Raw genomic sequence first — 22,100 nt, forward strand, 5'->3', positions numbered from 1 at the left:
CCCGCCTGTTGGCCCCAGGTCCGGCTCACTCCGTCACGAAGCCCTCCTTCACCAGCCAGTCCTTCGCCACGTCGTGCGGGTCCTGGCCGTCGACGTCCACCTTCGCGTTCAGTTCCTGCGCGACCGTGTTGTTGAGCTTCTTCGTGATCGGCTCGATGACCTTCGCCATCGCCGGATACTTCTTCAGGGACTTGGTGTTCATCTCCGGGGCCGCGTTGTAGTTCGGGAAGAAGTGCTTGTCGTCCGCCATCACCCTGAGGTTCATCGCCTTGATGCGGCCGTCGGTCGTGAAGACCTCGCCGAACGTGCACGTGCCCTTCGCGGCCTGCGTGTAGATGATCCCGGTGTCCATCTGCGTGACGTTCCCGGTGGGGATCTTCATGCCGTACGCCTTCTCCATGCCGGGCAGCCCGTCCGCGCGGTTGGCGAACTCGCTCTCCACGCACAGCGTGACGGCCTTGGGGTTCTTCCTGGCGAGCGCGGCGACGTCCGAGAGCGTCTTCGTGCCGTACTTCTTGAAGTTGGCCTCGTTCATGGCCAGCGCGTACGTGTTGTTGAGCGCGGACGGCGGCAGCCAGGTGATGCCGTTCTTGAGGTCGGCGTCGTGGACGGCCTGCCACTGGGCCTGCGGGTCGGGGATGGGGTGGGAGTGGCCGAGGTAGGTGATCCAGGCCGTGCCCGTGTACTCGTACATCCCGTCCGCGTCACCGCTCTTGATGGCCTCACGGGCGCCGATGGAGCCCTGGATGCCGGTCCGGTCGAGGACGTCGGCGCCGGCCGCCTTGAAGGCGATGCCCATCATCGCGCCGAGGATCAGCTGTTCGGTGAACTCCTTGGACGTGACGGTGATGCTGGCGCCGTCGAGCGGCTCGCCCTTTCCGACCGAGCCCGGCTTCACTTCGTCGACCATCGGGCTGCCGCTGGTCAGTCCGCAGCCGGCGAGCAGGGACGCGACCAGGCCCGCTGCCGCCGCCGCACGGTACGTACGCCTCATGACCGCACCTCCAGCCCGCGCGGGCGCAGGAGGAGTTCGGCGAGCGAGGCCAGCCAGTCCACGAGGAGGGCCAGCGCGACCGTCAGGATCGAGCCGAGCACCAGGACCGGCATGCGCTGGTTGGTGATGCCGGTGGTGATCAGTACGCCGAGACCGCCACCGCCGCCGAACGTGGCGAGGGTCGCCGTGCCGACGTTCAGGACGAGCGCGGTGCGCACGCCCGCGAGGATCAGCGGTACGGCCAGCGGCAGTTCGACCTTGGTGAGGACGCCGAACGGTGACATGCCGATGCCGCGCGCCGATTCGAGGAGCGTGGGGTCGTTGGCCTTCAGTCCGGCGATGGTGTTGGAGAGCACGGGCAGGATCGCGTAGATGATGATGCCGATCAGGGCCGACCGCCGGCCGATGCCCAGCCAGATCACCAGCAGGGCGAGCAGGCCGATCGCGGGGGTCGCCTGGCCCATGTTGGCGAAGGCGAGGGCGACCGGGGTCGCTTTGCGGAAGGCCTTGCGGGTCAGCAGGATGCCGAGCGGGATCGCGATGATCAGCACGAAGAACGTGGAGACCACCGTGAGGTAGATGTGCTGCTTGAGGAGCTTCCACACCTGACCGCCCGAGATCGCGTTCTCGGAGATCGTGTCCAGGGTGGCCTGCTGGAACCAGATCCAGGTGGCCAGCAGCACGGCTGCAATCACGACCGGCAGGAACGTGAGCTTCTGCCAGGAGATCCGGCGCTTCTCGCGGGCCTGCGGTGGTGGCGGCGCCTCCTGCTCGGCCTCGCCCTCGTCACGGAAGGCGACGCCCTTGACCTCGTGCTCGCCCTCCGGACGCTCCTCCGGAGGCGACTTGGGGGTGTTCACGCCTTCGGTCCCCCCTCGCCTTCCTGCTCCTGGTGGGTCTGCGCGGCGCGCAGGTCCTCCAGCTCGTGCTGGTGCTCCACGGCCTCGAGCCGGTCGGCGTCCAGGAGTTCGTGTACGGAGTTCATCAGCGTCTCCATGTCGACGACGCCCTCGTACTCGCCGCGCCGCCCGGTGACCGCGACGCGTCCCGCGTTGTCGGTCAGGACCGCTTCGAGCGCGTCGCGCAGGGTCGCGTCCCGTGTCACCGTGTCGTGCACGAGGGTGCCCGCGCGGGCCAGTGACCCCTTGGCGCGCATCAGGTCGCCGCGCCGCAGCCACTTGTAGGGGCGGCGCCGCTTGTCGAGCAGGAGCAGTTCGTTGGTGCCCGCGTCGCGCAGCTTGTCGAAGATGGTCTGGAGGGGGTCGTCGACCTGCACGGTCGGGTAGTCGGTGACCTCCACGTCCCGTACGCGGGTGAGGTTGAGGCGCTTGAGGGCGGCGCCCGCGCCGACGAAGCCGGACACGAAGTCGTCGACGGGGTTGGTGAGGATGGCCTCGGGGGTGTCGAACTGGGCGATGTGCGAGCGCTCGCGCAGGACCACGATGCGGTCGCCGATCTTGATCGCCTCGTCGAAGTCGTGGGTGACGAAGACGATCGTCTTGTGCAGCTCGCGCTGGAGGCGGATCAGCTCGTCCTGGAGGTGGTCGCGGGTGATCGGGTCGACGGCGCCGAACGGCTCGTCCATCAGGAGCACGGGAGGGTCGGCCGCCAACGCCCGTGCCACGCCCACGCGTTGCTGCTGGCCGCCGGAGAGCTGGCGCGGATAGCGGCCGCGGAACTCGCCCGGGTCGAGGCCGACCAGGTCCAGCATCTCCTCGATGCGCGCCTTGATCTTCGACTTGGGCCAGCCGATCATCTTCGGCACGAGGGCGATGTTCTGGGCGACCGTCATGTGCGGGAAGAGCCCGGAGGACTGGATCGCGTAGCCGATCTTGCGGCGCAGCTTCACCGGGTCCATGTCCGTGACGTCCTCGCCGCCGATCCTGATGCGGCCGCTGGTCGGTTCGATGAGCCGGTTGATCATCTTGAGGAGCGTGGTTTTACCGCCGCCCGACGGTCCTACGAAGATGACGGTCTCGCCCGCCTTGATCTCCAGGCTGACGTTGTCGACGGCCGGGGCGGTGGACCCCGGGTAGCGCTTGGTGAGGTTCTCCAGCTCGATCGTCGCCCCGGTCGTGGAGCCGGGCTGCCCCGTGCCGGGGTCGGCGGTGGCCGTCGCCGTGGCGGCCGTGGGGCTCTCGGGCACGGATTCAGACACGGATCCCCCTCGGGATGGTCAGGCGGCCGATGAGGACGTACGCGGCGTCGAAGAGGAGCGCGAGGATGATGATGCCGACCGTGCCCGCGAGCACCTGGTTCAGTGCGTTCTTGCTGCCGAGGGACGCGATGCCGCGGAAGATCTCGTTACCGAGACCGGGGCCCGACGCGTAGGCGGCGATGGCGGCGATGCCCATCAGCATCTGGGTGGAGACCCGGATCCCGGTGAGGATCGGCGGCCACGCCAGCGGCAGCTCCACCTTGGCGAGCCGGGCCATGCGGGACATGCCGATGCCCCGCGCCGCGTCGATCAGGGACGGGTCCACGCCCCGCAGGCCCACGATCGAGTTCCGCACGATGGGCAGCAGCCCGTACAGCGTCAGCGCGATGACGGTGGGTGGGACACCGAGGCCGACGATCGGGATCAGCAGACCGATCATGGCGAGCGAGGGGATCGTCAGGATGGTAGAGGTCGCCAAGGTGGCGAAGTTGCCCGCCCACTCGCTGCGGTAGGTGAGGACGCCGATGAGGACGCCGGCGAGGGTCGCCACGACCATGCACTGGAAGACGAGGCTGGCCTGCTGGTAGGCATCCGCCAGCAGCTGCTGATGGCGGGTGACGATGTACTCCCAGAAGTTCACTGGCCTCACCTCCTTGCGCCGGGCTGTCGTCCGGACGGCTTCAGCCGGTGGTCCGGGGTTGTCCCCGGGAGACGCAGCGCCGGCACTCACCTCGTCCGGGCGGCTCCGTGAACGTCGAGGACGCGCGCGTCAGGTGTCTGACGAGGCCTGCTCCACGAGCGGGATGATCCGCAGCGGAACGGGGTTCTCCATGACGATCGCGGTGGAAGCCCGGACGATGCCATCAAAACCCACGACCCGGTCGATCACCCGCTGGAGATCGGCGTTCGAGCGGGCTACGAGGCGGCACAGCATGTCGCCGCTGCCGGTCGTCGTGTGGAGTTCGAGGACCTCGGGGACGGTCGTCAAGTGCGCCCTGACGTCGGGGCCTTGGCCCTGTCGGATCTGGAGCGTGGCGAACGCCGTGACCGGATAGCCCAGGGCCGCCGGGTCGACCTGAGGCCCGAAGCCGCGGATGACTCCGTTCGACTGAAGCCGGTCGAGGCGCGCCTGCACGGTGCCGCGCGCGACGCCCAGGCGCCGGGACGCCTCGAGGACCCCGATGCGGGGCTCGCGCGCGAGCAGCAGGATCAGCCGTCCGTCCAGATGATCGATCGCCATACGGGCCTCCCGGTGGTCATCCTGTACAGATCGCCCGACCATATTGGCGATCCACTGAGCAGATTGACCACTGGAATCGCAAACTATTGCGCACCTTGTGGTTGGGAGGGAGCCTCGGGCCATGGCAGCTACTTCTGCGAACATCCAGACCACCCCGGACACCGCGCGCGAGGCCGACCCCTTCCCGGTGAAGGGAATGGACGCGGTCGTCTTCGCCGTGGGCAACGCCAAACAGGCCGCCCACTACTACTCGACCGCCTTCGGCATGAAGCTCGTGGCCTACTCGGGCCCGGAGAACGGCAGCCGCGAGACGGCCTCCTACGTGCTCACGAACGGCTCCGCCCGCTTCGTGTTCACCTCCGTCATCAAGGTCTCCACCGACTGGGGCCGCTTCCTCGCCGACCATGTGGCCGAGCACGGCGACGGCGTCGTCGACCTCGCCATCGAGGTCCCGGACGCCCGCGCCGCGTACGCGTACGCCGTCGAGCACGGCGCCCGCGGCATCACGGAGCCGTACGAGTCCAAGGACGAGCACGGCGTCGTCGTGCGCGCCGCGATCGCCACGTACGGCAAGACCCGCCACACTCTCGTGGAGCGCACCGGGTACGACGGCCCGTACCTGCCCGGCTTCGCGGCCGCCGAGCCGATCGTCGCGCCCCCCGCCAAGCGCACCTTCCAGGCCATCGACCACTGCGTCGGCAACGTCGAGCTCGGCCGGATGAACGAGTGGGTGGCGTTCTACAACAAGGTCATGGGCTTCACGAACATGAAGGAGTTCGTGGGCGACGACATCGCGACCGAGTATTCGGCGCTGATGTCGAAGGTCGTCGCCGACGGCACGCTCAAGGTCAAGTTCCCGATCAACGAGCCCGCCATCGCCAAGAAGAAGTCCCAGATCGACGAGTACCTGGAGTTCTACGGCGGCGCGGGCGTCCAGCACATCGCGCTCGCCACGAACGACATCGTCGAGTCCGTACGCACCATGCGCGCCGCGGGCGTCCAGTTCCTCGACACCCCCGACTCGTACTACGACACCCTCGGCGAGTGGGCGGGCGAGACGCGCGTGCCCGTCGAGACGCTGCGCGAGCAGAAGATCCTCGTCGACCGCGACGAGGACGGCTACCTGCTGCAGATCTTCACCAAGCCGGTCCAGGACAAGCCGACCGTCTTCTTCGAGATGATCGAGCGGCACGGCTCGATGGGCTTCGGGAAGGGCAACTTCAAGGCGCTCTTCGAGGCGATCGAGCGCGAGCAGGACAAGCGCGGAAATCTCTAGGGGTACTCCGTAGGTACACGTCAATCTCCTAGGGGCACTCCGTAGACGCACGTCCTAGGCTGGTCGTATGGCCAGAATCAATGACGTGGGCGGCATGACAGGGTTCGGCGCCATCGACACCAGCGACGACGCCGAGCCCCTTCACGCGGACTGGGAGGCGCGCGTCTTCGCCCTCCAGCGTGCGCTCCTCGTCAAAGGGGTCTTCAACCTCGACGAGTTCAGGGACGCCATCGAGACGATGCCGCCGGGCGAGTACCTCGCGGCCTCGTACTACGAGCGGTGGTTCCACGCGATCCGCACGCTCCTCGAACGCAAGGGCGTCATCGAGGAAGGGGCGCTGCGCGATGACTGACCGGTTCGCGGCCGGCGCCCGCGTCCGCACGTACCCGCACGACCCGCCGCACCACACGCGCCTGCCGCGGTACGCCCGCGGCAAGCTCGGTGTCGTGGTCGAGCCGGAGGGCCGGGCGCCGCTCGCCGACGTGCGCGCGCAGGGGCGGGACGACGCCCCCGTCGAGATGATCTACGCGGTCCGGTTCGCGGCGCGCGAGCTGTGGGGCGAGGGCGACCACCACGTCGTACTCGACCTGTCGGAGAGCTATCTGAGGGAGGCCGAGTGATGTCCGGTACGCACGAGGACGCGGCGATCTCCCGTCAAGTACGACGCCTGGAAAGCCTGTTGGAGGAGCGGGGCATCGTCGGGGGCGACACCGTCGACGAGGTCATCGACGGGTTCCTGTCGGGCGCCTCGCCCGTGAACGGCGCGAAGGTCGTGGCCCGCGCGTGGACCGACCCGGCCTACCGCGAGCGGCTCCTGGCCGACGGCGCCTCGGCGGTGGGTGAACTGGGCTTCGCCGCCGGGGGAGTTCAGAAGCAGCGGCTGCGCGTCGTCGAGAACACCGCCGACACCCACAACGTCGTCGTCTGCACGCTGTGCTCCTGCTACCCCCTGCGCCTGCTCGGGCCCTCACCCGGCTGGTACAAGAGCGAGGCGTACCGCTCCCGCGTCGTACGGGACCCGCGCGGCGTCCTCGCCGAGTTCGGCGTGACGCTCCCGGAGTCCGTGGGCATCACGGTCTGGGACTCCAGCGCGGAGACGAGGTACATGGTCCTGCCGAGGCGCCCCGCGGGAACGGACCGCCTGAGCGAGGCGGAACTGGCGTCCCTGATCACGCGGAACGGGCTCATCGGGACGGGCGTGATCTGACCGGATGTGAGTCAGCCGGGCGCGCATTGGCCGGGTGTGCCTGAGGGGGCGGCCGGGGCTACGCGCCTGGGGACTTGGGCGCCTGAGGGGCCGGCCGGGACGACGGCTTCGCCGGGTCCGGGGTCGGGGCTGCCAGAGGCTTGGCCGGAGCCGCGGACTTGGGCGGCGCGACGGGGGCGGCCGGGCGCTTCACGGGGCTCTTGCTCGCCGGGCGCCGGGTTGCGGGGCGCTTGGGGGCTGAGCTCCGGGGCGCCGCGTGCGGGCGCGGAGCCGGTGCCGTGTTCGCCGCCGTCCCCCGCGCCTTCTCGGCTCCGCCGGCCCGCGGCTGGCCCAGCGCGGCCAGCGCCTTCTTCGCGGCCGGGGCCAGGACCGGCGAGAACGCCGGGTTGATGCGCAGGGCCTCGCCGATGTGCCGGCGGGCGGCCCCGTCCAGCTTCAACCCCCGTTCCACCTCGCCCCGGTGGTAGGTGAACAGCGCACTGACGCCGCCTCCCCCGTGCGCCGGGTCCGTCGCCCGCTTCGCGTACGTCATCGCCTCCTTGTCGGCGCCCGACCTGTGCAGCGCCCAGCCGAGCGCGTCCGCGGTCTGCACGCTCGGCGCCCGCTTCCACTCGGCCCGCAGCAGGGTCACGGCCGCCCGCGGGTCCCCGTGGTCCGCCTCGAACCGGCCGATGAGGAGCGAGTCGTCGACCCCGTTCGCCCTGTCCGCCTCCACTCGCTTCCGCAGCAGGCCGTACTGTGCCTTCGCCGCGTCGCCGAACCCGATCGACTCGTACAACTCGCCCAGTTCCAGGGCGTATTCGGGCCGCGGCTGCTCGGTGAGCACGCTCCGGTACGCCTGGACCGCCTCCGTCGTACGGCCCAGCGACGTCAGGGCACGGCCCCTCCCGGCGAGTGACGCGTCGTGGTCGGGGTCGGCCGCGAGAGCCTGGTTGAAGTAGTTCAGGGCCTGTGCGGCCTCGCCCCGCTCCCATGCCAGCTCACCCAGCTGGTGCAGACACGCGGCCTGCTCGGACGGCGTCGAGGCGAGCACCGCCGCGTCGGACAGCGTCGCGTTCGCGTCCTCACGCCAGCCGCGGTCCTGATAGACCTGCCCCTCCAGCACCAGCACGTCCGCTCCCGACCGCAGCTTGGTCAGGGTCTGCAGGGTCCGGTCCACGGCCTTGTAGTCACCGAGCCGGCCGTATGTGCCGATGAGGAGCGGATACGTCGTCCACCGCTTCGGCGCCAGTTTCACGGCCGCCTCGCCCCACTTCTTCGCGGTGCGGTAGTCGTGCCGCGCGTTGGCGAGCGCGACGAGGCCGTTCAGGGCGTCCACGTTCCCGGCGGGCCGGGTCTTCAGCGAGGTCAGCAGGGCACTCTCCGCCTTCGGGTAGTACGCCGAGTCGGCCGCCCGCAGCCCCCGCTCCACGTAGGCGGACCCGAGCACCGCCCAGGACAGGCCGTCACGCGGATGGCTCCGCAGATACGACTCGCTCTCCCCGATGAGGCCCGTCAGCTCGGGCAGCGACGTGGAGCCCACGGCCGCGGCGCTCATCGCTTGCCCTTCGGGCCCCGCGGCGGGCGGCGCGGGGAGCTCCGGCGAGGAGGGGAGCACCAGCAGGGCGCCGGTGAGCGCCACGGACCCCGCGACGGCGCTGATCAGCATGTGCTTCACCAGCGGGGACAGCCGGCGCCCCGGCTCGGTGCCAGTGGTCGGATCCTGCCGTTCCGCTTCGCGCTCCTCGATCTCCATGGCCCACACTGTGCGCCCATATGAAGATCACATCACGGCAACATCCCGGCAGGTGAAGGCCGCCGCAGACGGGTTCACACCGATGGCCCCGAGTGCCACGCTGTGATCATGAGCCGCACACTCGTCGAACGACTTCAGGAAGGCCTGCCGGCCGGGGCGGTCCTCACCGACCCCGACGTCACGGCCTCGTACGCCAACGACATGGCCAGCTTCTGCGACGCGGGCGAGCCCGCCGTCGTGGTGCTGCCCCGCACCGTCGAGCAGGTCCAGCACGTGATGCGCACGGCCACGGAGCTACGCGTCCCCGTCGTTCCGCAGGGCGCCCGCACGGGCCTGTCCGGCGCGGCGAACGCGTCCGAGGGCTGCGTCGTGCTGTCCCTGGTCAAGATGGACCGCATCCTGGAGATCAACACCGTCGACAGGATCGCGGTCGTCGAGCCGGGCGTCATCAACGCCACGCTCTCCCGCGCCGTCAACGAAAAGGGCCTCTACTACCCGCCGGACCCGTCCAGTTGGGAAATGTGCACCATCGGCGGGAACATCGGCACGGCATCGGGCGGCCTGTGCTGCGTGAAGTACGGAGTGACGGCGGAGTACGTCCTCGGGCTCGACGTCGTCCTCGCCGACGGCCGCCTCCTGTCCACGGGACGCCGCACGGCCAAGGGCGTCGCGGGCTACGACCTCACACGGCTCTTCGTCGGCTCCGAGGGCAGCCTCGGCATCGTCGTCCGGGCCACGCTCGCGCTCAGGCCCGAGCCGCCGCAGCAGCTGGTCCTGGCCGCCGAATTCGCGTCCACGGACGCCGCCTGCGACGCGGTCTGCAAGATCATGGAGGGCGGTCACGTCCCGTCGCTGCTCGAACTCATGGACCGTACGACGGTCAAGGCCGTCAACGCGATGGCGAACATGGGGCTGCCCGAAACCACGGAGGCGCTGCTCCTGGCGGCCTTCGACACCCTGGACCCGGCCGCCGACCTCGCCGCCGTCGGCGCGCTGTGCGAGGCGGCGGGCGCGACCCAGGTCGTCCCCGCCGAGGACGCGGCCGAGTCCGAACTCCTGCTCCAGGCCCGGCGCCTCTCCCTCACCGCGCTCGAAGCCGTCAAGGGCACGACGATGATCGACGACGTGTGCGTGCCGCGCTCCCGGCTCGCCGAGATGCTGGACGGCGTCGACCGTATCGCCGAGAAGTACGGCCTCACGATCGGCGTCTGTTGCCACGCGGGCGACGGCAACACGCACCCCACCGTCTGCTTCGACGCCCAGGACGCCGACGAGGGCCGGCGGGCCCGCGAGTCCTTCGACGAGATCATGGCGCTCGGCCTCGAACTCGGCGGGACCATCACCGGCGAACACGGCGTCGGCGTCCTCAAGAAGGAGTGGCTCGCGCGCGAACTCGGCCCGGTCGGCGTCGAGATGCAGCGCGCCGTCAAGGCGGCCTTCGACCCGCTCGGCCTGCTCAACCCGGGCAAACTCTTCTGACGCCCGCCCTTGCCCGTACTTCTGTGTCCGTTCCTCGCATCCACCCCCGTGGGACGCGGGCTCACTCACCGTCCACGGACTCGTCCGAGGGCCACGGGTCGCGCAGCCACAGCTCGTCGGCGCGGCCCGGGGTGGGAGCGAGCAGCTCGGCGAGGCCGTCGTCGATGCCGAGCCGCTCGGACTCAGAGCCCGGAGGAACCACCCGCAGCGTCCGCTCCAGCCACGCGGACACTGCGGCGGCGGGCGCCTCCAGGAGCGCGTCGCCGTCCGGTGAACTCAGCGCCATGAGGACGACGCTGCGGCCGTCGACCTTCGTCGGCCACACCCGCACGTCCCCGTGCCCGCACGGCCGGAACACCCCCTCCACCAGCAGCTCGCGCGCGAACGTCCAGTTGACCGGGTGCTCGGAGCTGATGTGAAAGGCGATGTGGACGGCGTACGGGTCCTCGGTCCGGTAGGTGAGCCTGGCAGGGACGGGGATGCTGCGTTCGGGCGACAGGACGAGCCTCAGCTCGAGTTCGCGTTCCACCACGGTGTGCATGTCGTGTGTTTCCTCTCCTCGTACGGGCCGTGCGCGAGCCCGCGAGAGCGGGCCCGTGCAAGGAGAGAGGGCGAAGGGCGCGGAGCATTACGCGAGTTCCGGAAAGTTTTTCCGGTGTCCCCGGAAAGTGGTCCGTACGGACGGACCCGCCCGATGGTGGGCGGTGGTCTGATAGATGTGGACCCCCAACAAAACCCCCGAGCAGATACGGGACGACGGACATGAGCGCCCCAACTCCGGCCCCCGGCGACGACAGGCCCCGCGACGGGTACTACCCCGACCCGTCCATTCCCGGATATGTCCGGTACTGGAACGGTGCCGCGTGGGTGCCCGGCACGAGCCGCCCGGCCCCGTCCGACGGCGAACCCCTCGCCGCCCCCGCCGGGGTGACCCCGGCCCCCGCCCCCGAGCCCGCCCCCTTGCCTGCGCCCGCATCCGTGGAGGAGACCGGCCCGGTCTTTCTCGACGAGGAGCCGGAGCGGTACTCGGACGAACCCGCGGCACCCGAACCCGCCACGGCCTGGCAGGCGGACGCGTCCCGCCAGACCGGCTTCGGCGGCGAGCAGGACCGCCGCGTGTCCTGGGGCGCCGACCCGCGCGTGCCCGCCCCGCAGCAGGAGGAGCACCCGGACGGCGCGGCCCCGGGCCGCCCCGCACAGCCGGAGCCCGCGATGCCGCCCAGGGACGGGACCGTAACGTTCCGCCGCCCGACCCCGCCCCTGGACCGCCCCGAGGGCACGATGACGATGCGAGCGCTGTCCGCACCGCAGGTGCCGGGGCAGCAGGGGCCAGGGCAGCAGGGGCCAGGGCAGCAAGGACCGGGGCAGCAAGGACCGGGGCAGCAGGGACCGGTGCAGCAAGGGCCCGTGACGCAGGGACCGGCGCAGGGGCAGCATGCGCAGGGAGGCCAGCAGGTTCAGGGTCAGCAGGTTCAGGGGCAGCATGCGCAGGCCCAGCACCCGCAGGCGCCCCAACAGGCCAATCCCCAGCAGGCCAACCCCCAGCCCCGGCCCGGCTTCCAGCCCCAGCCCCAGCCCCAGCCCCAAGAGGGCTTCGCCCCCCAGGGTCCGGCCCACCAGCCCACGCCCCACCAGGCGCACGCCCCGCAAGCCTCACCCCTCCAGCCCCAGGCCCCCGCGCCCCAGGCCGCTGCCGCCTCCGCCACCCCCATGACCACCGGCCCCGGCGGTGGTTCGCCGTCCTGGGCGCAGCAGGTGCACCAGCTCGCCCAGCCCGGTCAGTCCGGTCAGCCGGGTCAGTCCGCTCAGGCCGCCGCAGGCGAACCCGCGCAGCCCGACGGCCCCGTCACGCCGTGGAAGCCCGTGGCCAGCGACCCGTTCCTGGCGGCAGCCCAGGCGCAGGCGTCGGCGCGGCCCGCCGGGCTCGGCAAGCGTCTCGCCGCCCGGCTCATCGACTCGGTGGTGCTCGGCGCGGTCACCGCGGTGGTGGCCGTCCCGCTCGGCACCAAGGCCGTCGACCACATCGACGGGAAGATCGATGCCGCGAAGGCGTCGGGTCGGCAGGCCACGGTCTGGCTGCTGGACGGCACGACCGGTACCTACCTCGGCATCGTCCTCGCCGTACTCCTCGTCGCCGGAGTCCTCTACGAGGCCCTGCCGACCGCCAAGTGGGGCCGCACCCTGGGCAAGAAGGTGTGCGGGCTCCAGGTGCGGGACATCGAGGAGCACGCGGCGCCGATGTTCGGCGCGGCGCTGCGGCGCTGGCTGGTGTACAGCGTGACCGGCCTGCTGGCCATCGGGGTCGTCGGCGTGCTGTGGTGCCTGTTCGACCGGCCGTGGCGCCAGTGCTGGCACGACAAGGCGGCCCGTACGTTCGTCGCGGGCTGACCACGGCCGTCCGGCCCGGCCGTCACCTGGGGGAGCCGCCGTACTCCGGACGGCGGCTCGCCGGATGCGGAATCGGGGGGTTCGGGGTCGACTCGGGCCATGAGCACCGAACCGCCGCCCCCCGGATCAGGCCAGCCCCCGGAAGACGATCCGTTCAGGAAGCCGCCGCCGTCCCATGGCGGCGGTGGCTCACCGTACGACGGCCCGCAGCAGGACCCGTACGGGACTCCGCAGAACCCCCAGGGCCCCCAGAACCCGCAGAACCCCGAGAACCCGCAGAACCCCCCGGGGTCGGGGAACCCGTACGACTCCGCGCCGCCCCCGCCCGGCGGCCCCCCGCCACCCCCGTACGGCGGTGGCGGTGGAGGTGACCCCTACGGCGGTGACCCCTACGGCGGTGGCCCCTACGGGGGTGACCCGCTGGCCGGGATGCCGCCCCTGGCGGACAGCGGCAAGCGCGTGCTCGCGCGGATCATCGACATCATCCTGGTCAGCATCGTCGTGGGCCTGCTGTCCTGGGCGTTCGGGGTCGCCGAGTACCAGACGAACCCCGACAAGATCCAGTACGGCAGGCAGTTCGGCCAGTCCGTCCTCGCCGCCGTCCTCTACATCGGGTACGACACCTTCATGACCGCGAAGACCGGCCAGACCCTGGGCAAGCGGCTGCTCAAGCTGCGCGTGGCGAACCTCAACGACGGGGCCACGCCCAGCATCCAGACCAACCTGGTGCGCGCCGCGGTCCTGTGGCTGCCGGCGGTGTTCTGCTGCGCCTGCATCTGGACGGCGATCTGCGGTGGCTGGAGCTTCTTCGACAAGCCCTACAAGCAGGGCCTGCACGACAAGGCCGCGAAGACGGTGGTGGTCAGCACCGGCTGAGCGGACGCGGGGCGGTGTGTGCGGCGGGTCCGTGAGTCACGGGCCCGCCGTTCCGCGTGTGCCGGACGGCGCGACCCCGTACACGGACTCGGGGGCCGCCTGCGGGGCGGCCGAGGGCACGACGGCCCGCCGTACCGGCACCCGCTCCTCGGTGACAACCCCGGCGTCGGCGGCCCCGGGTGCCGACGCGGCGGCCGGCCGCGACCTCGGCAGGGGAACCGTCAGCGCCACGAGGAGACCGAGGCCGAGTGCGGCCAGGGCGATGACCGCGATGCCGAGGCCCGAACTCGTCTGCGACAACAGCAGCATGGCGAGTGTCGAGAAGATCACGGTCGCGGAACCGTAGGCGAGCTGTGCGGCAGTCGGACGCGGCATGGCGTTATCCGTCCTCGGGACAGCGGATGCTTGCTTCACTGGCGTATAGCAGGAGCCTTTGGCAGCTGCATATGTAAAGGGTGCGGAGCCGGGTCGACTGGCCGTGGCGCGCCGTCAAATGACTCTAATCCGACGCATGCCCGAGAGGAACGGGCGGTAAGCGTGACCTAACCCACGGTGCCGGTGCACGGGGGGCGCACGGAGTCACCGAGTCCACGAAGTGGACGGTTCGGCGCGCCCGTTGGGGGGAAGTCCGTGTCCGGATACCGGTGCCGCGCCACTGCATAGTGCACTTCGGTTGTCCCAGTCAAGGTCTGTTATTTCTCCTTCACCTCCGGTCAAATAGCGTCACTTGTGATACGTGGCTGAATGGCCACGGAGGAGGGGAACCATCAAGTGACCACCAAGAGACGGGCGTTGAGATCCGCCGCCGTGCTCGTGACGCTGGCCGCGACCGCGGCTGCCGGATCGGTCCTCGCGACGGGCGCCCAGGCCGACACCCCGGCCGTAGGAAGCTCCACGTCGCACGGAAAGACGTACGGGGGCAAGGGGCACGTCATCGGCGGCCCCTTCAGCCAGCAGATGGAGCAGCAGCGCAAGACGGCGCTGGAGCAGGTGCTCGCCGGGAAGTCGAAGGTCGTCAAGCGCGACGGCTCGCAGGTCGTGCAGCTCGGCAAGGGCAAGTACGTCGAGCTGGGCCGGGAGCGGACCGACAAGATCTTCACGATCCTGACGGAGTTCGGCGACAAGGTCGACAACACGACGCTGGTCGACCGCGCCGACGACGACACCCCCGACCTGAAGCCCAAGTACGGGGGCACGCCGGGCCCGCTGCACAACCGGATAGCGGAGCCGGACCGTGCCAAGAACAACAGCACGGCCTGGCAGAAGGACTACAGCAGCAAGCACTTCCAGGACCTGTACTTCGGTACGGGCAAGGGGGTCGACTCGCTGAAGACCTACTACGAGAAGACGTCGTCGGGCCGCTACTCGGTTGACGGCGAGGTCTCGGACTGGGTCAAGGTCCCCTACAACGAGGCCCGTTACGGCTCGAACTACTGCGGCGCCGACAACTGCCCGAACGTCGAGGACCTGGTCCGCGACGGCGTGACCGCGTGGGTCGAGGAGCAGAAGGCGGCCGGCAAGTCCGACGCCGACATCAAGACGGACCTCGCCCAGTACGACCAGTGGGACCGCACGGACCACGACAACGACGGCAACTTCAACGAGCCCGACGGCTACATCGACCACTTCCAGATCGTCCACGCGGGCGAGGACGGGTCGGCCGGCGGCGGCGCCCAGGGCGGCGACTCCCTGTGGGCGCACCGCGGTTACGCCTACGGCCGCGACGACGGCGACACCGGCCCGACCGGCTTCAAGGCGGGCGGCACCCCGGTCGGCGACACCGGCATCTGGGTCGGCGACTACACGATGCAGCCGGAGAACGGCGGCCTCGGCGTCTTCGCCCACGAGTACGGCCACGACCTCGGCCTGCCCGACCTGTACGACACCACTTACAGCGGTGAGAACTCGGTCGGCTTCTGGTCCCTGATGTCGGCGGGCTCCTGGCTCGGCACCGGCAAGGACTCCATCGGCGACATGCCGGGCGACATGACCGCCTGGGACAAGCTGCAGCTCGGCTGGCTCAACTACGACAAGGCCAAGGCGGCGACCAAGTCGACGCACACGCTGGGTGTTTCGGAGTACAACACCAAGCGCAAGCAGGCCCTCGTCGTCGAGCTGCCCGAGAAGAAGAACGTCACCACCGAGATCGTGAAGCCCGCCGAGGGCGCGAAGCAGTGGTGGTCGGACTACGGTGACGACCTCTCCAACACCCTGACGCGCCCGGTCGATCTGACCGGCAAGTCGAAGGCGGCCCTCGAACTCGACGGCTGGTACGACATCGAGAAGGACTACGACTACCTGTACACGCAGGTGTCCACGGACGACGGCGCCAGCTGGAAGACGATCGACGGCACCGCCGACGGCGTCACCATCCCGCGCGACGGCGGCGACAAGCCGGCCCTGACCGGCGTCTCCGGCAAGTTCCAGCACCTGGTGTTCCCGCTGGACGCCTACGCGGGCCAGAAGATCAGCGTCCGCTTCCGCTACAAGACGGACGGCGGCGCCGGCGGCATGGGCTTCACCGCCGACAACCTCACGGTCAAGGCGGACGGCCAGGCGCTGTTCACCGACAACGCCGAGGGCGACGACAACGGCTGGACCGCGCGCGGCTTCTCGCGCGTCGGCGCCTCCGTGACGGGCGACTTCCCGCAGTTCTACCTCGCGGAGAACCGCCAGTACGTCTCCTACGACAAGACCCTCAAGGTCGGTCCGTACAACTTCGGTTGGCGCGACGGCGGTGCGAAGAACGACTGGGTCGAGCACCTCGCGTACCGCCCCGGCCTGATGATCTGGCAGTGGGACACCTCGCAGCGCAACAACAACGTCGGCCAGCATCCCGGCAAGGGCCTGATCCTGCCGGTCGACTCCCACGCCAAGCCGCTCAAGTGGGCCGACGGCAAATACATCACCAACAAGCTCCAGCCGTACGACGCCCCGTTCAGCTGGTTCCCGAACAAGGGCTTCTCGCTGCACAAGCTCGGCGTCGAGACCAAGATCCCGGCACAGCTGGGCGTCCCGGTCTTCGACGACCACAAGGGCACGTACTGGTACAAGGAGAACCCCACCGGCAGTGTCCAGACAACTGACACCAACACCCGGATCTCGATCGTCGGGCAGCCGCTCGACGGCTCGTCGATCACGGTGAAGGTGGGCCCCTCGGCGAAGTAGTCAACATCGCCGCAGGTCAGAGCATGATCGGCCGTCGCCCTCTAGCGGGCGGCGGCCGATCGTGTTTAGGTGCGTCCTGTGGGTTCCTTATTGACACTACGTCTCACGGGGGTGTGACAGTCATGTCCGCAGGAGGGTTCTGCAAGCTGCCGAACGGCACCGTGGTGGTGGCGCTGACCGTGCCCAGCCCGTCGCCGGACGACGGCGCGGTACGGGTCCTGGTGCACGCGGCGAACCGCGCCCGCGCCCTGACCCGGCTGCGCAACCTGGGCCTGCGGGCGATCTATCTGAGGGGCAACGCGGAGCCCCCCACGCCGGACGAGATCACGGCGGTCCTGCACCACCCCGACGGCCTCCTCTGGCGCGCCGCCCCCCACTGCACGGCGGGCGAACTCTGGCACCCGATAAGAGCCCTCCTGAGACCGAGGCAGCCCGGCCGGGCCGGCTACTCCAGCTCAGCCTCCACCCCGGCAACCAGCCCTTCGGGCGTCTGAGGGGCGGGGTCTGGGGCGGAGCTCCAGGACTTTCGGGGAGGGGAAGGGGCGGGCTGGGGAAAAGCTTCAGACGACAGGCTTACCGCTGAGCTCGACCCCGGCGCCCCGCATCTCATCCAGCGCCGCCGCAGTGGTCCGCGCAGCAACCCCCGCCGTCAGATCGAGCAGCACCTGAGCCCGGAACCCCTCCCGCACCGCATCCAGCGCGGTGGCGCGAACGCAGTGGTCCGTGGCGATTCCGACGATATCCACATCGGTGATCCCCCGTGCGCGGAGCCAGTCCGCCAAGGACACCCCGTTCTCGTCGAGCCCCTCGAACCCGCTGTACGCGGCCGCGTACTCCCCCTTGTCGAAGACCGCGTCGATCGCGCCGGACGCGACGACGGGCGCGAAGTTCGGATGGAATCCGATCCCCTCCGTGCCCGCCACGCAGTGCGCGGGCCAGGAGTGGACGTAGTCCGGGGACTCGGAGAAGTGGTCACCGGGCGCGATGTGGTGGTCGCGGGTGGCCACGACGTGCCGGTACCCGGCGGACGCCTGCCCGATCAGCTCGGTGACGGCCGCGGCCACGTCGGCCCCGCCCGCCACCGCGAGGCTGCCGCCCTCACAAAAGTCGTTCTGCACATCTACGACGATCAAGGCGCGGCGCATAGCAGGTGTCCTTCGGCTGGGAGACTTCGAGCGTAGAGACTCGAAGTGCGTTGCGGGAGGGGGCATTTGAGTGTCAGTGGGGCGTGTCCGCCAGATACTCCGTAGGGATCACCGCTTCTCCGCGTGACAGCTGGGTCGCGGACAGCGGCAGCCCGCCGAGCGCCTCGATGTGCCGCTCGCGCACCGCGTCCAGCGGCTCGCGGGCGACGACCGTGCCGCCCTTGACCAGCTCGACCAGGAGCTGCCGGTCGACGAGGCCGGCCGGGACCGGTCCCGTGCCGAGCACCTCGGCCTCGGCGACCCCTTCTTCGTCGCGCCGCCGCGCGGCCCACTTGCGGCCGCCCACGGACGACTTCGCGCCCATGGACTTCTTCGCCACGGGCAGCAGCGGCGCCTTCGGATCGGCGGACTCGGCGCGCGCGACGAGCTTGTAGACCATCGAGCACGTCGGGTGCCCCGAGCCGGTGACCAGCTGTGTTCCCACTCCGTACGCGTCCACGGGCGCCGCCGCGAGCGAGGCGATGGCGTACTCGTCGAGGTCGGAGGTGACGACGATCTTCGTCTCGGTGGCGCCGAGTTCGTCGAGCTGTCCGCGCACGCGGTGCGCGACGAGCAGCAGGTCCCCGGAGTCGATGCGCACGGCGCCGAGTCCGGGCCCGGCGATCTCCACGGCGAGGCGCACGGCCTCCGCCACGTCGTACGTGTCCACGAGCAGCGTCGTGCCCTCGCCGAGGGAGTCGACCTGGGCGCGGAAGGCGTCGCGCTCGGTGTCGTGCAGCAGCGTGAAGGCGTGCGCGGAGGTGCCGACCGTCGGGATCCCGTACCGGAACCCGGCCGCGAGGTCCGACGTGGTCGCGAAGCCGCCCACGTACGCGGCGCGGGACGAGGCGACGGCGGCCAGCTCGTGCGTGCGGCGCGCGCCCATCTCGATCAGCGGCCGGCCGGCCGCGGCGGAGGCCATGCGGGAGGCTGCGGCGGCAATGGCCGAGTCGTGGTTGAGGATCGAGAGGATCACCGTCTCGAGCAGGACGCACTCGGCGAAGGAGCCCTCGACCCGCAGGATGGGGGACCCGGGGAAGTACACCTCGCCCTCGGGGTAGCCCCAGATGTCGCCGCTGAAGCGGTAGGCGGCCAGCCATTCGAGGGTCGGCTCGTCGATGATGCCGCGCTCGCGCAGGAAGCTCAGTTCGCCGGCGTCGAACCGGAAGTTCTCGACGGCGTCGAGCACCCGGCCGGTGCCTGCCACGACGCCGTAGCGGCGGCCCTCGGGCAGCCTGCGGGTGAAGACCTCGAAGACCGAGCGCCGGTCGGCCGTGCCCGCCTTGAGTGCGGCCTGGAGCATCGTGAGCTCGTAGTGATCGGTGAAGAGCGCTGTCGACGGAACATCCACCGGCAGGCCAAGGTCCGCTGTGTTCATATGCGGGATGCTACCCCCAATTAGCGTCAGTGTGACGATTTCCGTGGCCCATTTGTGCGGTCGCCGCCCCCTAGTGGCAGCATGGGCTGTGTGACGGCTCCTGCACCCCTTGAGATCGAACGCACCGAGTCGGCGGAGGAGACCTTCGCCGTACCCGAGCCGGACGTCCCCTGGATCACGCTCGTACACAACGACCCGGTCAACCTCATGAGTTACGTGACGTATGTCTTCCAGTCGTACTTCGGGTACTCGAAGGACAAGGCCACCAAGCTGATGCTCGACGTGCACCAGAAGGGCCGCGCGGTCGTCTCCAGCGGATCCCGCGAGGAGATGGAGCGCGACGTGCAGGCCATGCACGGCTACGGTCTGTGGGCCACCCTTCAGCAGGACCGCAAGTAGCGCACGCAAGCAGCGACGGAGTAGCGACGCACCTGATGCCAGGACATTTCGAACCGATTCCCGGCGGCGGCGCTGCCGTCGCGCTCGACGAGGTCGAGATCTCGATCATCCGCTCCCTGGCGGTCCAGCTCCTGGAGCTGATCGGCCCCGGGCCCGGCGGGGACGCGTCCGACGACCCGCTCGCCGAACTCTTCGCGGAGGGCCCGAGCGAGCCGCCGTCCGACCCGGTCCTGCAGCGCCTCTTCCCCGACGCCTACGGCGGGCCGGGCCACGAGGAGGCGACGGTGGACAAGGCGGACGAACAGCGCGCGCACTCCGCCGAGTTCAGGCGCTTCACCGAGAACGACCTGCGGGCCGGCAAGCGCGAGGACGCGCTCGCGGTGATCCGCTCGCTCGACGCGCTGACGCCCGGCGGTGAAGAGGGAGCGGTGCTCAAGCTCTCGACCGAGGAGTCCGTGCGCTGGATGCGCGCGCTCAACGATCTGCGCCTCGCGATCGGTACCCGCCTCGACATCACCGACGAGGAGGACACGGACCTCCTCTACCGGCTCCCGGACGAGGACCCGCGCAAGCCGATGGTGATGGCATACCTGTGGCTGGGCGGGCTCCAGGAGACTCTGGTCGAAACCCTTATGCCCTGACCTGTCGGGACATGTCGACCGGACGCTGAGAGTCCGGATGTAAGCGTATTCGCTCAACGGACGCTCAATTCCGGATAACGATCCCGTCACTCGGGCGGCCTCGTATGACGCGCGAGGTGCTTTTTGTCCGGTTCTCCTAGTGGTGTGTGCCACAGGTGCCCTTCTCGATCACTGTTGCAGCCGTGATAAATCTTCACGACCGCTCGACGGACGCCACCCCTGTCCGCCGGGTGCGCCCCGACCGGCAGACCGCCGGTAGGCACAGCTCCATCCATCCAGGGGCCCAGACCCCGAGGATCGTCACAGTCGATCCGAGCCGCAGTGGCACGGATCGGCATGGAGAAAGGCGCAACACCATGACCTCAGTGCAGGTCGGCAAGGAACACGACGGCAATGAGGCCGTGCAGGCCCCCGGTGAGTCCGGTGAGGGCGAGGGTTACCAGCGCGGACTCGGTGCCCGGCAGATCCAGATGATCGCCATCGGCGGCGCCATCGGAACCGGCCTCTTCCTCGGCGCGGGCAAGGGCATCTCGAAGGCGGGCCCCAGCCTGATCCTCGCGTACGCCATCGCGGGCCTCGTCATCTTCTTCATCATGCGGGCGCTCGGCGAGCTCCTCATGTACCGCCCCGTCTCGGGCTCCTTCTCGGAGTACGCGCGCGAGTTCATAGGCCCCTTCGCGGGCTTCGTGACCGGCTGGACGTACTGGCTCTTCTGGGTCGTCACCGGCATCACCGAGGTCACCGCGGCGGCCACCTACATGACGTACTGGTGGGACATCCCCCAGTGGCTCTCCGCGCTCGTCTTCACCCTGATCCTCTACGCGGTCAACCTGATCTCCGTGAAGCTCTTCGGTGAGCTGGAGTTCTGGTTCTCGATGGTGAAGGTCACGGCCATCGTCGGCATGATCCTCATCTGCGCCGGCATCCTCACCCTCGGCTTCTCCGACGCCGGTGACACCGCCTCCGTGACCCACCTGTGGGACCAGGGCGGCTTCTTCCCGCACGGCATCGGCAACACCCTCATGACCCTCCAGATGGTCATGTTCGCCTTCCTCGCCGTCGAGCTCGTCGGCGTCACCGCGGGCGAGTCCAAGGACCCGAAGACCGTCCTGCCCAAGGCCATCAACACCGTGCCGTGGCGCATCGCCGTCTTCTACGTCGGCGCGCTGATCATGATCCTCTCGGTCGTGCCGTGGACCTCCTTCAAGCCGGGCGTCTCCCCGTTCGTGGAGGCCTTCGAGAAGATGGGCCTCGGCGTCGGCGCCGCGATCGTGAACTTCGTGGTCCTCACCGCGGCCCTGTCCTCCTGCAACTCGGGCATGTACTCCACCGGCCGCATGCTGCGTGACCTGGCGCTCAACGGCCAGGGCCCGAAGTTCTTCACCAAGCTCACCAAGTCCGGCACCCCGCTGGTCGGCACGACCGTCTCGGCCGCGCTGATGATGGTCGGCGTCTGGATCAACTACCAGTGGCCCGGCGAGGCGTTCAACTACGTCGTCTCCTTCGCCACCATCTCCGGCATGTGGGCCTGGATCGTCATCCTGATCTGCCAGATCCGCTACCGCCTCAAGGCCGACCGCGGCGAACTGCCCCAGTCCTCCTTCAAGGCCCCCGGCGGCATCATCCCCAGCATCCTGTCGCTCGCCTTCATCGGCATGGTGATCGTGATGATGGGCATCGACAAGGACGCCAGGATCTCGCTGTACTGCGCCCCGCTGTGGGCCGCGATCCTCGCGGTCTCGTACCTGGTCCTGCGCAGCCGCAACCCGCAGGGCGCGGCGTTCGCAAAGCGCAAGCAGCCCAAGTAGTCCACGCAGGCCAAGTAGCCCACGCAGGCCGCGCGGGCCACTCGGGTCACGCGGGCCAAGCAGTCCAAGCAGTCCAAGCAGTACCGGGGAAACACCCCACGTCTCAGCATCCGGGCCCTCCCGTACCGCACTCCGGTACGGGAGGGCCCGTCTGTCTATCCTGAGCCCC

The 22,100-nt window shown here is 69.8% G+C and carries 22 protein-coding genes; 12 read left to right on the forward strand and 10 right to left on the reverse strand.

Going from position 1 to position 22,100, the window contains the following annotated elements; genetic code table 11:
• Window positions 1–25: 25 nt before the first annotated feature.
• From ACIPWY_RS10470 to ACIPWY_RS10490, 5 genes are all read right to left on the reverse strand, one after another.
• A complete protein-coding gene (locus ACIPWY_RS10470; protein WP_362906252.1) occupies window positions 26–994 on the reverse strand; it encodes a glycine betaine ABC transporter substrate-binding protein in 969 nt (322 codons plus the stop codon).
• On the reverse strand, window positions 991–1,854 hold the full coding sequence (locus tag ACIPWY_RS10475) for an ABC transporter permease (protein WP_393704572.1): 864 nt from the start codon (window positions 1,852–1,854) through the stop codon (window positions 991–993). The genes ACIPWY_RS10470 and ACIPWY_RS10475 overlap by 4 nt, the downstream gene beginning before the upstream one ends.
• On the reverse strand, window positions 1,851–3,056 hold the full coding sequence (locus ACIPWY_RS10480) for a betaine/proline/choline family ABC transporter ATP-binding protein (RefSeq protein WP_362906432.1): 1,206 nt from the start codon (window positions 3,054–3,056) through the stop codon (window positions 1,851–1,853). The genes ACIPWY_RS10475 and ACIPWY_RS10480 overlap by 4 nt, the downstream gene beginning before the upstream one ends.
• A gap of 88 nt (window positions 3,057–3,144) precedes the next feature.
• A complete protein-coding gene (locus tag ACIPWY_RS10485) occupies window positions 3,145–3,792 on the reverse strand; it encodes an ABC transporter permease (protein WP_362906248.1) in 648 nt (215 codons plus the stop codon).
• Window positions 3,793–3,921: 129 nt separating this feature from the next.
• Window positions 3,922–4,392 carry an Lrp/AsnC family transcriptional regulator gene (locus ACIPWY_RS10490; protein ID WP_362906246.1) on the reverse strand — a complete coding sequence of 157 codons (471 nt, stop codon included), beginning with the start codon at window positions 4,390–4,392 and terminating at the stop codon, window positions 3,922–3,924.
• A gap of 121 nt (window positions 4,393–4,513) precedes the next feature.
• On the opposite strand from ACIPWY_RS10490, the gene hppD reads away from it, so the two are divergent.
• From hppD to nthA, 4 genes are all read left to right on the forward strand, one after another.
• The gene (gene hppD / locus ACIPWY_RS10495; protein ID WP_393704569.1) at window positions 4,514–5,668 is read left to right on the forward strand and encodes a 4-hydroxyphenylpyruvate dioxygenase; all 1,155 of its coding nucleotides are present in this window, start codon (window positions 4,514–4,516) and stop codon (window positions 5,666–5,668) included.
• Window positions 5,669–5,735: 67 nt separating this feature from the next.
• Window positions 5,736–6,020: a hypothetical protein gene (locus tag ACIPWY_RS10500; RefSeq protein ID WP_401532757.1), complete on the forward strand. Its 285-nt coding sequence runs from the start codon at window positions 5,736–5,738 to the stop codon at window positions 6,018–6,020.
• Window positions 6,013–6,288, forward strand: a complete 276-nt coding sequence (locus tag ACIPWY_RS10505; RefSeq protein ID WP_362906242.1) for an SH3-like domain-containing protein — start codon at window positions 6,013–6,015, stop codon at window positions 6,286–6,288. Before ACIPWY_RS10500 ends, ACIPWY_RS10505 begins: the two co-directional genes overlap by 8 nt.
• Window positions 6,288–6,875 (forward strand): nitrile hydratase subunit alpha, encoded by a 588-nt coding sequence (gene nthA / locus ACIPWY_RS10510; protein ID WP_393704565.1) that lies wholly within the window; start codon window positions 6,288–6,290, stop codon window positions 6,873–6,875. The genes ACIPWY_RS10505 and nthA overlap by 1 nt, the downstream gene beginning before the upstream one ends.
• Before the next feature lie 58 nt (window positions 6,876–6,933).
• On the opposite strand, the gene ACIPWY_RS10515 is transcribed toward nthA, so the two are convergent.
• Window positions 6,934–8,610, reverse strand: coding sequence for a tetratricopeptide repeat protein (locus tag ACIPWY_RS10515; RefSeq protein WP_401532760.1), 1,677 nt, complete (start codon window positions 8,608–8,610; stop codon window positions 6,934–6,936).
• Between the two features lie 108 nt (window positions 8,611–8,718).
• On the opposite strand from ACIPWY_RS10515, the gene ACIPWY_RS10520 reads away from it, so the two are divergent.
• Window positions 8,719–10,089: an FAD-linked oxidase C-terminal domain-containing protein gene (locus ACIPWY_RS10520; RefSeq protein ID WP_362906237.1), complete on the forward strand. Its 1,371-nt coding sequence runs from the start codon at window positions 8,719–8,721 to the stop codon at window positions 10,087–10,089.
• Between the two features lie 61 nt (window positions 10,090–10,150).
• Here the strand turns inward: ACIPWY_RS10520 and ACIPWY_RS10525 are convergent, their stop codons facing one another.
• Window positions 10,151–10,630 (reverse strand): SsgA family sporulation/cell division regulator, encoded by a 480-nt coding sequence (locus ACIPWY_RS10525; protein ID WP_362906235.1) that lies wholly within the window; start codon window positions 10,628–10,630, stop codon window positions 10,151–10,153.
• Between the two features lie 221 nt (window positions 10,631–10,851).
• Here ACIPWY_RS10525 and ACIPWY_RS10530 point away from each other — a divergent pair, with 221 nt between their 5' ends.
• Window positions 10,852–12,477 carry an RDD family protein gene (locus ACIPWY_RS10530; RefSeq protein ID WP_401532763.1) on the forward strand — a complete coding sequence of 542 codons (1,626 nt, stop codon included), beginning with the start codon at window positions 10,852–10,854 and terminating at the stop codon, window positions 12,475–12,477.
• A 99-nt stretch (window positions 12,478–12,576) separates the two neighbouring features.
• Entirely contained in the window at window positions 12,577–13,353 is a 777-nt protein-coding gene (locus ACIPWY_RS10535) for an RDD family protein (protein WP_401532765.1), read from the forward strand.
• A gap of 36 nt (window positions 13,354–13,389) precedes the next feature.
• Here the strand turns inward: ACIPWY_RS10535 and ACIPWY_RS10540 are convergent, their stop codons facing one another.
• The gene (locus ACIPWY_RS10540) at window positions 13,390–13,728 is read right to left on the reverse strand and encodes a hypothetical protein (protein WP_401532767.1); all 339 of its coding nucleotides are present in this window, start codon (window positions 13,726–13,728) and stop codon (window positions 13,390–13,392) included.
• Window positions 13,729–14,124: 396 nt separating this feature from the next.
• Here ACIPWY_RS10540 and ACIPWY_RS10545 point away from each other — a divergent pair, with 396 nt between their 5' ends.
• Both ACIPWY_RS10545 and ACIPWY_RS10550 read left to right on the forward strand, forming a co-directional pair.
• The gene (locus ACIPWY_RS10545; RefSeq protein WP_383885523.1) at window positions 14,125–16,521 is read left to right on the forward strand and encodes an immune inhibitor A domain-containing protein; all 2,397 of its coding nucleotides are present in this window, start codon (window positions 14,125–14,127) and stop codon (window positions 16,519–16,521) included.
• A 122-nt stretch (window positions 16,522–16,643) separates the two neighbouring features.
• The gene (locus ACIPWY_RS10550; RefSeq protein ID WP_356289131.1) at window positions 16,644–17,015 is read left to right on the forward strand and encodes a hypothetical protein; all 372 of its coding nucleotides are present in this window, start codon (window positions 16,644–16,646) and stop codon (window positions 17,013–17,015) included.
• Window positions 17,016–17,081: 66 nt separating this feature from the next.
• Here ACIPWY_RS10550 and ACIPWY_RS10555 read toward each other — a convergent pair whose 3' ends face one another.
• Complete coding sequence (locus ACIPWY_RS10555) at window positions 17,082–17,666, reverse strand: isochorismatase family protein (RefSeq protein ID WP_362906226.1); 585 nt, start codon at window positions 17,664–17,666, stop codon at window positions 17,082–17,084.
• Window positions 17,667–17,739: 73 nt separating this feature from the next.
• Window positions 17,740–19,083 carry a nicotinate phosphoribosyltransferase gene (locus ACIPWY_RS10560; protein WP_401532770.1) on the reverse strand — a complete coding sequence of 448 codons (1,344 nt, stop codon included), beginning with the start codon at window positions 19,081–19,083 and terminating at the stop codon, window positions 17,740–17,742.
• Between the two features lie 81 nt (window positions 19,084–19,164).
• On the opposite strand from ACIPWY_RS10560, the gene clpS reads away from it, so the two are divergent.
• The 3 genes from clpS (at window position 19,165) to ACIPWY_RS10575 (ending at window position 21,931) form a co-directional block, all read left to right on the forward strand.
• Window positions 19,165–19,482: an ATP-dependent Clp protease adapter ClpS gene (gene clpS / locus ACIPWY_RS10565; RefSeq protein WP_362906222.1), complete on the forward strand. Its 318-nt coding sequence runs from the start codon at window positions 19,165–19,167 to the stop codon at window positions 19,480–19,482.
• A gap of 35 nt (window positions 19,483–19,517) precedes the next feature.
• Window positions 19,518–20,123 carry a DUF2017 domain-containing protein gene (locus ACIPWY_RS10570; protein WP_362906220.1) on the forward strand — a complete coding sequence of 202 codons (606 nt, stop codon included), beginning with the start codon at window positions 19,518–19,520 and terminating at the stop codon, window positions 20,121–20,123.
• A 356-nt stretch (window positions 20,124–20,479) separates the two neighbouring features.
• On the forward strand, window positions 20,480–21,931 hold the full coding sequence (locus tag ACIPWY_RS10575; RefSeq protein ID WP_362906218.1) for an amino acid permease: 1,452 nt from the start codon (window positions 20,480–20,482) through the stop codon (window positions 21,929–21,931).
• Window positions 21,932–22,100 lie beyond the last annotated feature (169 nt).

The sequence above is a fragment of the Streptomyces sp. NPDC090032 genome, from assembly GCF_044748025.1.
GTDB lineage: Bacteria > Actinomycetota > Actinomycetes > Streptomycetales > Streptomycetaceae > Streptomyces.